Source organism: Pseudomonas sp. P5_B3 (genome assembly GCF_056400405.1).
Genome location: NZ_JBFULI010000002.1, coordinates 14,197 through 26,498, shown reverse-complemented (window position 1 = coordinate 26,498; position 12,302 = coordinate 14,197). Strand labels below are relative to the sequence as shown.

General features: G+C 59.8%; 12 protein-coding genes. 6 read left to right on the top strand and 6 right to left on the bottom strand.

All coding sequences use genetic code 11. The features are described 5' to 3' along the window. Positions 1-145: 145 nt before the first annotated feature. Both AC1DRN_RS01345 and AC1DRN_RS01340 read left to right on the top strand, forming a co-directional pair. A complete protein-coding gene (locus AC1DRN_RS01345; protein WP_477786608.1) occupies positions 146-922 on the top strand; it encodes an IclR family transcriptional regulator in 777 nt (258 codons plus the stop codon). A 123-nt stretch (positions 923-1,045) separates the two neighbouring features. Next, complete coding sequence (locus tag AC1DRN_RS01340) at positions 1,046-1,930, top strand: DMT family transporter (protein ID WP_223461004.1); 885 nt, start codon at positions 1,046-1,048, stop codon at positions 1,928-1,930. A 52-nt stretch (positions 1,931-1,982) separates the two neighbouring features. Here the strand turns inward: AC1DRN_RS01340 and AC1DRN_RS01335 are convergent, their stop codons facing one another. Further along, a complete protein-coding gene (locus AC1DRN_RS01335) occupies positions 1,983-3,320 on the bottom strand; it encodes an MFS transporter (RefSeq protein WP_223461006.1) in 1,338 nt (445 codons plus the stop codon). Positions 3,321-3,588: 268 nt separating this feature from the next. On the opposite strand from AC1DRN_RS01335, the gene quiC reads away from it, so the two are divergent. Next, positions 3,589-5,490, top strand: coding sequence for a 3-dehydroshikimate dehydratase QuiC (gene quiC / locus AC1DRN_RS01330; RefSeq protein ID WP_223461008.1), 1,902 nt, complete (start codon positions 3,589-3,591; stop codon positions 5,488-5,490). A 102-nt stretch (positions 5,491-5,592) separates the two neighbouring features. After that, complete coding sequence (locus AC1DRN_RS01325; RefSeq protein WP_223461011.1) at positions 5,593-6,270, top strand: TetR/AcrR family transcriptional regulator; 678 nt, start codon at positions 5,593-5,595, stop codon at positions 6,268-6,270. Positions 6,271-6,306: 36 nt separating this feature from the next. Here AC1DRN_RS01325 and AC1DRN_RS01320 read toward each other — a convergent pair whose 3' ends face one another. The 3 genes from AC1DRN_RS01320 to AC1DRN_RS01310 form a co-directional block, all read right to left on the bottom strand. Further along, positions 6,307-7,161, bottom strand: coding sequence for a shikimate dehydrogenase (locus AC1DRN_RS01320; RefSeq protein WP_223461013.1), 855 nt, complete (start codon positions 7,159-7,161; stop codon positions 6,307-6,309). A 5-nt stretch (positions 7,162-7,166) separates the two neighbouring features. Continuing rightward, positions 7,167-7,607, bottom strand: coding sequence for a type II 3-dehydroquinate dehydratase (gene aroQ, locus AC1DRN_RS01315; RefSeq protein WP_223461015.1), 441 nt, complete (start codon positions 7,605-7,607; stop codon positions 7,167-7,169). 140 nt (positions 7,608-7,747) lie between these two features. After that, positions 7,748-8,659 carry a LysR family transcriptional regulator gene (locus AC1DRN_RS01310; RefSeq protein ID WP_223461017.1) on the bottom strand — a complete coding sequence of 304 codons (912 nt, stop codon included), beginning with the start codon at positions 8,657-8,659 and terminating at the stop codon, positions 7,748-7,750. 228 nt (positions 8,660-8,887) lie between these two features. On the opposite strand from AC1DRN_RS01310, the gene AC1DRN_RS01305 reads away from it, so the two are divergent. Next, positions 8,888-9,316, top strand: coding sequence for a DUF4160 domain-containing protein (locus AC1DRN_RS01305; protein WP_223461019.1), 429 nt, complete (start codon positions 8,888-8,890; stop codon positions 9,314-9,316). Next, positions 9,313-9,759, top strand: a complete 447-nt coding sequence (locus tag AC1DRN_RS01300) for a DUF2442 domain-containing protein (RefSeq protein WP_223461021.1) — start codon at positions 9,313-9,315, stop codon at positions 9,757-9,759. The genes AC1DRN_RS01305 and AC1DRN_RS01300 overlap by 4 nt, the downstream gene beginning before the upstream one ends. A 54-nt stretch (positions 9,760-9,813) precedes the next feature. Here AC1DRN_RS01300 and trmA read toward each other — a convergent pair whose 3' ends face one another. After that, entirely contained in the window at positions 9,814-10,893 is a 1,080-nt protein-coding gene (trmA, locus tag AC1DRN_RS01295) for a tRNA (uridine(54)-C5)-methyltransferase TrmA (RefSeq protein ID WP_223461023.1), read from the bottom strand. After that, a complete protein-coding gene (locus AC1DRN_RS01290) occupies positions 10,890-12,185 on the bottom strand; it encodes an NCS2 family permease (protein WP_223461025.1) in 1,296 nt (431 codons plus the stop codon). The genes trmA and AC1DRN_RS01290 overlap by 4 nt, the downstream gene beginning before the upstream one ends. Between the last annotated feature and the right edge of the window lie 117 nt (positions 12,186-12,302).

Sequence of the window (12,302 nt, the reverse complement as noted above, 5' to 3'; positions counted from 1 at the left end):
GGGTAAAGCTCCGTGCGATGAGTGTTGCTGCCAAGTGGGAGCAGCGCCAGTCCGGTTGTCTGACTGCCGGTTGGGCGACTGGTTCCGAATTTTGCTTCGTGGGGCTTCTCTTCTAGAATCAGCCAAATTTTGTTTGGGGCCTACCATGGCTGGCAGTCAGATCGAACGTGTCTTCAGCGTGCTGGAAAGCCTGACCGGTGAACCGCAGGGTTTGCCGATGCAGACGTTGGCCGAGCAACTGGAAATCCCTAAAAGCGCGACTCATCGGTTGCTCGCCGAACTGATTCGCCTGGGTTACGTGCGGCAGAATCCGGACAACTTGCGCTATCACCTGTCGACCAAACTGGTGGCCATGGGCTTTCGATACCTGTCCGGCAGCGGTGCGGATATCGTTCAGCCGGTGCTCGATCGACTGGCCGGGGAAACCGGTGAATTGGTGCGTCTGGGGGTGATCCAGGGTGAGCGACCCGTCTGGATCGCCAAGTCCCAAGGCGCCCGCTCGGGTCTGCGCTACGACCCGGACATGGGCCGCGATGCACCTTTGTTCTACACGGCTTCCGGGCATGCGTGGCTGGCGTGCATGAGCGATGCCGAGGCGCTGTCGCTGGTCGAGCGGCAAGKGGCCGAATTGCCTCGGGACATCGGGCCTAATGCACCGCGTTCGAATATTGAACTGCTGGAGCGCTTGCGTCTGGCGCGGGAGCAAGGCTACGCCTGGGTCGAGGAAAGTTCGGCGGTGGGCACCTCGGCGATTGCCGCCGTGGTCCGTCATCCACTGGATGGGCGGGTTATCGGCGTGCTCAGTATTGCCGGGCCAAGCGCGCGAATGCCCGGTGCGCGCTTGCATGAGTTGGCGTCGACCTTGTTGAAGTATGCCGAAGAGCTTTCGCTGGCGAGCCAGGCGTCAGAGTTGTTCTATTGAGCGTGATGTCTGCTTGAATAGAGCGTGCGGTATTCGCACACTTTCTTGAGTCATTGATGTCGTAAAGTGGAACCAGGTTCTAAATTATTCCGGTCTCGCCTCCACTCATAAAAGGACTTCGTCTTGACGTCGCCCAGTAGCACCCCGCTTTCCGGCGTCAATCAGCCCTTCAAAGGGATCCTGCTGATCGTTGTCGCGACCTTCCTGTTTTCCAGCCACGACGCCTTCTCCAAATATCTCTCGGGTTTTTATCCCATTGTCATGGTGGTCTGGGCGCGTTACGTGGTTCACACCTTGCTGATGGCCGGGATTTTCCTGCCGCAATCCGGGCTGCGAGTGCTGCGTACCAAACGGCCATTGCTTCAGCTGATCCGGGCGCTGTGCCTGCTGGGTACCAGTCTGTTGTTCACCACAGGCTTGATGTACATCCCGCTGGCCGAGGCTACATCGGTCAACTTCCTCGCTCCGGTGCTGGTCACCGCGTTGTCGGTGCCGCTGCTTAAGGAACGAGTGACACGAGGGCAATGGCTGGCGGTGATATTCGGTTTTAGCGGGGTGCTGATCATCGTTCACCCCGGCGGTGATCTGTTTACCCCGGCGGTGTTGCTGCCGTTCTGCTCGGCACTGTTTTTCTGCTTCTATCAATTGCTGACACGCAAGCTCAGCGAGATCGACAGCCCGACCACCAGCAACTTCTTTGCAGGCTTGTGCAACACGCTGGTGATGAGTGCGCTGGTGCCGTTCTTCTGGCAGACGCCGAACCTGATGCATGGCGCGATGATGCTGGCGCTGGGGGCCTGCGGGATGACGGCACACCTGTTCCTGACCCAGGCTTTCCGCCTCGCGGCACCGGCACTGCTGGCACCGTTCAGCTATTGCCAGATCATCTTCGCCGGCCTGCTGGGCTGGCTGCTGTTTTCCCATACGCCGACACTGACCACCGTGCTCGGCATTGCCGTTATCTGCTGCAGCGGGTTGGCAGCAGCGTGGCAGCAAAGCCGCCGCTAAAAAAACTGTGGGAGCGAGCAGGCTCGCTCCCACAGGGGCATGGCGCCGAACGTTAGTCGGTAACGGTCGGAATCTTGCGCGGTGCCATGAAGTACATCCAGGTCAGCGCAATGAAGTACATCGCCGGAATCATGGTGAACAGCACGGTGTAGTTGTTGTTGGTGACGGTCAGGATATGGCCGACCAACTGGGTCATGAACATCCCGCCAATCGCCGCACACATGCCGCCGAAGCCGAACACCGTACTCATCATGTGCTTGGGCGTGTAGTCCATCACCAGGCTCCAGATGTTTGCAGTCCAGGCCTGGTGTGCGCCGATGGCCAGGGAGATGGCGAACACCGCGACCCACAGGTTGCTGGAGCCGGCCGCCATGATCACGCCGATGATGCAGCAGGCGAACAGGAACATGGACATCAGTCGCGCCTTGATCGGGTTGACTCCGCGACCGATCAGGAATGAGGAGAGGATGCCGCCGCCAACGCTACCGAAGTCGGCAGTGAGGTAGATGATGATCAGCGGAATGCCCATCTGGGTGACGTTGATGCCCAGGTTGTATTGCTGATTGAGGAACGGCGGCAGCCAGTACAGGTAGAACCAGAACACCGGCGCGGTCATCGAATAGGCGAGGGCGAAGGCCCAGGTGCCACGCATGCGCAGGATTTTCGAGAAGGGTACGCGGGTTTGTTCCGGCTCGACTTCGTTCTGGATGTAGTCCAGCTCCGACTGTTTGACGCTCGGGTGATCTTCCGGGTTGAAGTACTTCAGGCCCCAGAACAGCAGCCAGATCCCGCCCAGTGCCGACATGCACAGGAACGCGGCTTGCCAGCCCCAGACGTGCAGGATCAGTGGCAGCAGCATCGGCGTGAACATCGCGCCGACGTTGGTGCCAGCGTTAAAGATACCGGTGGCCACGGCGCGCTCGCCGGCCGGGAACCACAGGCGCGTGGTTTTCACGCAAGCCGGGTAGTTCGCAGCTTCAGTCAGGCCGAGGATGAAGCGACAAACCATGAAGCCGACCGCCGAAGTGGCCAGACCGTGGGCGCCGGTCGCCAGGCTCCAGAGCAGAACGGCGCAGAAGAACACGCGCTTGACACCGACCCGGTCGATCAACCGGCCCTGCAGAACGAACCCGATGGCGTAACCCACCTGGAACCAGAAGTTGATGTTGGCGTAATCCATCGCCGTCCAGCTCATTTCCTTGGCCAGGATGGGCTGCATCACGCCCAGGGCGGCGCGGTCGATGTAGTTCAGGGTGGTGGCGAAAAACACCAGCGCCAGCATGCCCCAACGGGTTTTGCCGACCGCCATGGCGCCGCGGATTTTGTCGCCGATGCCACCGGCAGTGGTGTTCATGGCCGCAGCCATGCGAGAGCTTTGGGAAGGAATCATGTGTGCCACCCGTTTTTTGAATTTGTTATTTGGTGTTTTGGACATCGCGGCCGGTGCTGCGTGTCCGGACTTAATGTGAGGGCGATGTTGGGCAGTGGACAAAAAATCGTCAATTCGCCAACCACCATTGTGTTCGATAATCGAACACAAAACTAACTGGGTAGTACACTTTAAATTGCCCAATGGACAACCCGGCTCAATAATCCGCTCACTCTTTTAAAAGCGGCGCAAATTCCCTGTAGCCGAAGCCTCCACCGGGAGCCGAAATATGCAGCGTTCCATTGCCACCGTATCCTTGAGCGGTACCCTGCCGGAAAAACTCGAAGCCGTTGCCGCCGCCGGGTTCGACGGCGTCGAGATTTTCGAGAACGATCTTCTCTACTACGACGGTAGCCCACGGGAAATTAAACAGATGTGCGCCGATCTCGGGATCGCCATCACCCTGTTTCAACCGTTCCGTGATTTCGAAGGCTGTCGGCGTGATCGATTGTCGCGCAATCTGGAACGCGCCGAGCGCAAGTTCGACCTGATGCAGGAACTGGGCACTGATCTGGTGCTGGTGTGCAGCAACGCCTCGGCCGAGTCCATCGGTGATGAACAAATTCTGGTCGACGATTTGCGGCTGCTGGCTGAACACGCCGGGGCACGCGGCCTGCGCATCGGTTATGAAGCGCTGGCCTGGGGCCGGCATGTGAACACATATCAACAGGTGTGGAACATCGTGCGGCAGGCCGATCACCCCAGCCTTGGCGTGTTGCTGGACAGCTTTCACACCTTGTCGCTCAAGGGCGATCCAAGTGCTATCGCCGAGATTCCCGGCGACAAGATCTTCTTCGTGCAAATGGCTGACGCGCCGATCCTGGCCATGGACGTGCTGGAGTGGAGCCGGCATTTTCGCTGCTTCCCGGGCCAGGGTGAATTCGACCTGCCGGGGTTCCTCGCACCGATCATCAAGAGCGGGTACACCGGGCCATTGTCGCTGGAAATCTTCAACGATGGTTTCCGCGCCGCGCCGCCACGGGCCAATGCCGCCGACGGCTTGCGCTCGTTGTTGTACCTGGAAGAGAAAACACGCGCGCGTCTGGCGCAGGAAGCCAAGCCTGCGGCCAACCCCGGGATTCTGTTCGAAACGCCCAAGGCCAGCGAGTACAACGGCATCGAGTTTCTGGAGTTTGCCGTGGACGAAAGCCTCGGCGCCAAGCTTTCCCTTTGGCTGGAGCGACTAGGTTTCGTCAAGGCCGGTCAGCATCGTTCCAAGAGCGTCAGCCTGCTGCGCCAGGGCGATATCAACCTGATCCTGAACTCGGAGCCTTACTCCTTCGGCCACAGCTTTTTCGAAGCCCACGGCCCGTCATTGTGTGCCACCGCCGTGCGGGTCAAGGACAGCGCCAGCGCATTGGCCCGAGCCGTGGCCTACAAGGGCCAGCCCTATCGCGGGTTGGTCGGCCCCAACGAATTGGAACTAGCGGCCGTGCGTGCGCCGGATGGTAGCCTGATCTATCTGGTGGATCAGCACGCCGATGTTTATGGCACCGACTTCAATCTGTACCCGCAAGCGCTGGTCAGCGGTGGCCTCAAACGCATCGACCACATGGCCATGGCGCTGCCGGCAGACAGCCTCGACAGCTGGGTACTGTTCTATAAGAGCCTGCTGGATTTCGAGGCGGACGATGAAGTCGTGTTGCCCGATCCTTATGGTCTGGTGAAGAGCCGTGCCCTGCGCAGCCGCGACAGTTCGATCCGCCTGCCACTGAACATTTCCGAAAACCGCAACACCGCGATCTCACACGCGCTGTCGAGTTATCGCGGCTCCGGTGTGCATCACATCGCGTTTGATTGTGATGACATCTTTGCCCAGGTCAGCCGTGCAAAAGAGGCGGGTGTGCCGCTGCTGGATATCCCGCTCAACTACTACGATGACCTGGCGGCGCGATTCGATTTCGACGACGAGTTCCTCAGCGAACTGGCCTACTACAACGTGTTGTACGACCGCGATGCCCAGGGCGGTGAACTGTTTCATGTGTACACCGAGCCGTTCGAGGGGCGATTCTTCTTTGAGATCATCCAGCGTAAAAACGGTTATGCCGGCTACGGCGCGGCCAACGTCGCGGTGCGGCTGGCGGCCATGGCCAAATCCCGTAGCGGCGCATTGCGCCAGGCGAAGTTGTAGGAAATTCGTAAACGCGGGATTAAACGTGGGCCGCGCGGCTTCCTTCACTGTGTTGCGCGGCCCATAATCGCCAGCCTGTGCAGTGATGGCCGTGAGCCCGCAATGACAATGACCTCAGAACTCCCCGCAGCCTCCGTAGAGCCGGGTGCAGAGCCGCGCAAGAGTCGCAAGAACAACCCGGAAAAGACCCGCGAAAACATCCTGCAGGAGGCGATTGTCGAATTCGTCCAGCAGGGGCTTTCCGGTGCTCGCGTCGATGCGATCGCCGAGCGCATCCACACCTCAAAGCGCATGATCTATTACTACTTCGGCAGTAAGGAACAGCTCTACGTCGAAGTGCTGGAGAAGCTTTACGGCGATATCCGCAACACCGAAAGCCGCCTGCACCTGACCGAACTGGCTCCGGTGGAAGCGATTCGGCGGATGGTTGAATTCACCTTCGATCACCATGATCGCAACGTCGATTTCGTGCGCATCGTCAGTATCGAAAACATCCACAACGCCGAGTATGTGAAGCGTTCCGAGGCGATCAGGGCGATGAACAACACCGTACTCGATTCCCTCGATGTGATTCTGCGTCGTGGCGTTGAAGAGGGTGTCTTCCGCGCCGGACTCGTCCCGCTGGACGTGCATCTGCTGATCAGTTCGTTCTGCTTCTATCGCGTTTCGAACCGCCATACCGTGGGTGAGATTTTCCAGATCGACTTGCCGGACGAACGCGTCAAGCAGCGTCATCGGGAGATGATTTGCGAGTCGGTGTTGCGCTACCTGCAAGCCTGATGCGGGGTGAGGGGATTGCCCCCTCACTTCACTCATTCAGCCATTCATGCTCTGGAAATGCTCAAGCATCCGCTGGGCATCAGGCACCACGCCGCTGAACAACTCGAACGCCTTCACCGCCTGAAACACCGCCATGTTGCCGCCGTCCAGCGTCCGGCAACCGATGGCGCGGGCGTTGCGCAGCAGTTCGGTTTCCAGCGGGAAGTAAACGATCTCCGCCACCCACAATTCGGCCCGCAGCAACGCGACCGACACCGGCATGCCCGGCAGTTTTTTCATGCCCATCGGCGTGGTGTTCACCAGGCCGTCAGCCCGGGTCATGGCGCTCGGCAGGTCATACCCAGCCACCGCCCGCCCGACGCCGAAATGCTGATTGAGGTTGTCAGCCAGATCCTGGGCGCGACGGATGTCCACATCGAAAATGCTCAGCTGTTGTACGCCTTCATTCAATAACGCGTGGGCCACCGCAGCACCTGCGCCGCCAGCGCCCATCTGTACGACACGTTCAACGGCAACGCCCTTCAATCCCCGGCGAAAACCCTCGGCAAAGCCCAGGCAGTCGGTGTTGTGGCCGATGCGTTTGCCATCCTTGAACACCACCGTGTTGACCGCACCGATACCGCGGGCTTCCGGCGAAAGTTCGTCGAGCAACGGGATGATTGCCTGCTTGCAGGGAAAGGTGATGTTCAATCCGGTGAAGTTCATGCGCTCGGCAGCCATCAGCAGGTCGGGTAGAGCGTTGCTGTCGAGTTTCAACGAATCGAGGTCAATCAAGCGATAGAGGTAACGCATTCCCTGGGAATCGCCTTCATGCTCGTGTAAGGCTGGTGTGCGGGAAGCCTGGATGCCGGCGCCGATCAGCCCGGCCAGTATCACGTTGTTCTGAGTCACGGCGATCACCCCTTCAAACGATGGCTGAAGTGTTCCAGCGCCAGGCGATAGCCGTGGCCGCCAAAACCGGCCAGCACGGCGGTGGCAATGGCGGATACGAACGAGTGGTGGCGAAACGGCTCGCGGGCGTGGACGTTGGACAGGTGGACTTCGATCACCGGCAGTTCGCTGGCGACGAGGGCGTCGCGGATGGCGACCGAGGTGTGGGTCCACGCGGCAGGATTGATGACGATCCCGGCGCAGCGACCACGGGCGGCGTGAATCCAGTCGAGCAATTCGCCTTCATGGTTGGTCTGGCGAAACTCCACTGCCAGACCGAACTCTTCAGCGGCGCGTGCGCACAGGGCCGAAATGTCCGCCAGGGTTTCGTGGCCGTAGGTCGCCGGTTCACGGGTGCCGAGCAGGTTCAGGTTCGGGCCGTTGAGCACCAGAACGATAGGGGACATCGGAATCTCTCCACTTATTATTTTTGGAATCGGCCGAGGTTTTCGGCCTGTGGAGATAAATTGTACTAACTAGTTAATTTGGTCAATTGAAGTGAAGGCACGCTGGCTGGTTGTGGGCGGTGATCGGACACTTTCGGTGTTCAGCGCGGCAAATGCTCCACCAGAAAATCAATGAACGCCCTCAGGCGCAGCGGCACATGACGACTTTGCGGGTAAAGCAGCGTGAATGGCCGCGAGCGCCCGCCATAGGGCTTGAGTACTTCCACCAGCGAGCCGTCGGCCAGTTCCTTTTCCACGATAAAACGGTAGGTCTGAAACAACCCCGCCCCGTGTTTGGCCAGGGTCACACCGCCCAGTACATCGTCGGAACAACTGAGGTTGCCCTCGGCCAGAATCTCCCGGGGCACGCCTTCATCGTTGAACAACCAGGCAATGCGTCGGCCGCTGCTGGGCAATTCGTACTGAATGCATTCGTGGTTTTCGAGGTCGTCGAGGGTTTGCGGGGTGCCGGCCCGTTTCAGGTAATCAGGGCTGGCGATCAACACCAGGGCGGCGTCTTCCAGCTGTCGGGCGATCAGGCCGGAGTCCGGGATGGCTCGCACACGAATCGCCATGTCGTAGCCTTCGCCGACGAAATCGATGTTGCGATTACTGATGTGCGACTCGACCTTCACCGCCGGATAACGCGCCCGAAATTCGGGCAACAGCGGCAGGATTCGATGATGCGCGTAGGTGGTCGGAATACTGATGCGCAAAGTACCGGACGGCACTTGCTGCTGGCCCATCACCTCACGCTGGGCCTCGACCAGTTGCGCCAGGGCCTGGCGGCATTCCTCGTAATAGCGGCGACCACTGTCGGTCAGCTTCACGCTGCGGGTGGTGCGCGCAAACAGGCGCACACCCAGGCGCTCTTCCATACGCGACACCGAACGGCTCACGGCAGCGGGCGTGACGCCTGCCACCAGCGCCGCGGCAGTAAAACTGCCGGCCTCGGCGGCCAGGCAAAACAGCTCGATGCTGCCCAACTGAAGATCGTCGAATTGTCGCTGCATGATTGATTACACCAAGGATCAAATGAAGAAGCTGGACCAGTATTTATCAGGTGCCAGTGCCTTAAAGAAAGGATTTCTTACCAATTCGCGTGGTGTTGCGCAGGTTCGGGAATCGCCAGGACGCTAGCCTGAGGGCGGAAGAAATGATTTCACCGGTCAATACCGATGGTCAGAATTTTCCAGGGAGTATCGGATTCTCGGATCCATTAACCTAACGGATGGGTTAGCATGAAGGTATGCAATTACAAAGGACTGTCGGTAGTGATCATGTTGCGAGACGAGCATTGTCCGCCTCATGCGCATGTGGAGGCGGGTACGTGGAGTGCGAGATTCAGGTTCAGCTTTTGGCACAACGGTGTCGAGCTCTGGGATGTAGTTCCGCTTTCGCGTCGGCCACCGTTGGCGGTGCTTGAGGGATTGCGCCAATCGCTCCAGCAACCTGCCCATTTGCGGCGCGCCCGGGGCATCTGGTGGCGAAAATTGCAAACGGCCTGTCTTGATAATCAATTGTGGGACTGGCAAAGCAACGAAGTCGTTGTGGTGAAAAGGGTTGTCAGTACTACCAATATGATTGGATCGGCTTGGTACGAACCTGAATCGAACAAGACGTTGCTGTCCCTGATAGGCGCACAGGAAAGTGTGGAGATCGAGTTATGAAAACGATAAAAGCCAAGGTTCAGGCTGATAATCCCGTAACGGAAAGTCGCCTGGACAAAGCCATCGAACGTGGCGAGTTACGTAGAAAAAATAGCCTGCAAGCGACAGCGGTTACCTATCTGGCCCCCTGTCTGGCCGTCGGCTTCGAAGATGGCAGCGGCGTATTGTTGCCCGTGGCCAACTATCCGGAGTTCGATGATTTCGAGGTCGAGGACTACGCCAGTCTGACTGTCGGCTACGCGGGTACTGCCCTGTGCCATGAAGGCAAGGACCTGCATGTATCTATCGCCGGGATGATTTCTGCCAGCAAGCCGCTGATGGCCATGGCGGCCTCGGTCGTCGCTTCGCGCAATGGTCGCCAGAGCAGCGCCGCAAAGTCTGAAGCTGCGCGGGCCAACGGCAGGAAAGGCGGGCGCCCGCGCAAGGTCGATGTTGTCTTGTAAGCTCCCACAAAAAAGCCGTCGTGAAGACGGCTTTTTTGTGCCTGGCAGGCGCCATCAACGCCGGGTCAACAACACCCCGGATTCCATGTGATGGGTCCACGGGAACTGGTCGAACATCGCGCACCGGGTGACGCGGTGGGTGTCGTGCAGTTGGGCGATGTTGGCCGCCAGGGTCTCCGGGTTGCAGGAGATGTACAGGATGTTGTCGAAGCGCCGGGTCAGCTCGCAGGTGTCCGGGTCCATGCCGGCACGGGGCGGGTCGACGAACACGCTACCGAACTCGTAGCTCTTGAGGTCGATGCCGTGCAGGCGGCGGAACGGACGCACTTCGTTCAGGGCTTCGGTCAGTTCTTCGGCGGATAGACGCACCAGGGTGACGTTATCCACAGCGTTTTCGCTGAGGTTGCTCAGCGCCGCGTTGACCGAAGTCTTGCTGATTTCGGTGGCCAGCACTTTGCGCACGCGGGTGGCGAGCGGCAGGGTGAAGTTGCCGTTGCCGCAATACAGCTCCAGCAAATCGTCGGTGCGATCGTCAAGCGCGTCGTATGCCCAGTTGAGCATCTTCTGGTTCACTGTGCCGTTGGGCTGGGTGAACGCGCCTTCCGGCTGGCGGTAGCTGAAGGTGCGGCCGCCGACTTCCAGCTTCTCGACCACGTAATCGTGACCGATAACTTCGCGTTTGCCCTTGGAGCGGCCGATGATGCTGACGTTCAGCTCGGCCGCCAGTTTCGACGCCGCCGCATGCCAGTGCTCGTCCAGCGGGCGGTGATAGCACAGGGTGATCATCGCGTCGCCGGCCAGGGTGGTCAGGAACTCCACCTGGAACAGCTTGTGGCTCAGGGGCGCACTCGCTTGCCATGCTGCCTTCAGCAGCGGCATCAACTGGTTGATGCGCCTGCTTGCGATCGGGAACTCTTCGATCAGGATTGGCGTGCGTTTGTCTTCTTGGGAAAACATCGCGTAGTGACGCTCGCCGGCCTCGCGCCACAGGCGGAACTCGGCACGCAGGCGGAAGTTTTTCAGCGGCGAATCGAAAACGGCTGGCTCCGGTGCATCGAACGGGGCCAGCAGGTCACGCAAACGAGTGACCTTTTCTTCGAGTTGAACGGCGTAGGCCTGGGAATCAAAAGTCATGCGTTGAACCAACCCAGCTTGATCACGAACAGAATCGACAGGATCACCAGCGCCGGGTTCAGCTCACGGCCACGACCGGACATCAGCTTGATGGCGGTCCAGGAAATGAAACCGAAGGCGATGCCATTGGCGATGGAATAAGTGAACGGCATGGCCAGCGCGGTGATCACCACCGGCGCGGCGACAGTGATGTCATCCCAGTCTATTTCGGCCAGGCCGGATGTCATCAGCACGGCGACGAACAGCAGGGCCGGTGCAGTGGCGAAGGCTGGAACGCTGGCGGCCAGTGGCGAGAAGAACAGCGCCAGCAGGAACAGGATCGCGACCACGACGGCGGTCAGGCCGGTGCGGCCACCGGCACTCACGCCAGCGGCGGATTCGATGTAGCTGGTGGTGGTCGAGGTGCCCAGCAGGGAACCGGCCATGGCTGCAGTGCTGTCGGCGATCAGCGCGCGACCCATTTTCGGCATGTGACCGTCCTTGCTCATCAATCCGGCACGCTTGGCGACGCCGATCAGAGTGCCGGAGTTATCGAACAGGTCGACGAACAGGAAGGCGAAGATCACGCTGACCAGACCAATGTCCAGTGCGCCCTTGATGTCCAGTTGCAAGAAGGTCGGGGCCAGGGACGGCGGCATCGACATCACGCCGCCGAACGGGGTGAAGCCCATCACGATCGAAACGATGGTCACCACCAGAATGCCGATCAGCACCGCACCGCGCACGGCAAGGGCTTCGAGGGCGACGATCAGGGCAAAACCGAGGGTGGCGAGGATCGGAGCCGGTTGTTTCAGGTCACCGAGGCCGACCATGGTCGCCGGGTTGCTGACCACGATACCGGCGTTGTGCAGGGCGATCAGCGCCAGGAACAGGCCGATGCCGGCAGCAATCGCCGAGCGCAGCGGTAGCGGGATACTGTTGATGATCCATTCACGGATGCGGAAGATCGACAGCAGAAAGAAACACACCGCCGAGATGAACACCGCGCCCAGTGCTACTTGCCAGGTGTGGCCCATGTGCAGGACCACGGTGTAGGTGAAGAAGGCGTTCAGTCCCATGCCTGGTGCGAGGGCGATCGGGTAATTGGCGATCAGGCCCATGGTCGTCGAGCCGATGGCGGCTGCCAGGCAGGTGGCGACGAACACCGCGCCCTTGTCCATGCCGGTCTCACCGAGGATGCTCGGGTTGACGAACAGAATGTAGGCCATGGCCAAAAAGGTCGTGACGCCCGCCAGAATCTCGGTCCGCACGTTGGTGTTGTGTGCCTTGAGTTGAAACAGCCTTTCCAGCATGTCTGCTCCCCGTGGCGCGTCGGGCGCCGTGAATGTATCGACCTCAACAGCAAAGCACAGGCAGCAGAACGCGCCTGGAAATTACTGTGGGCCGGAAAAAGCCGCGCATCATACCAG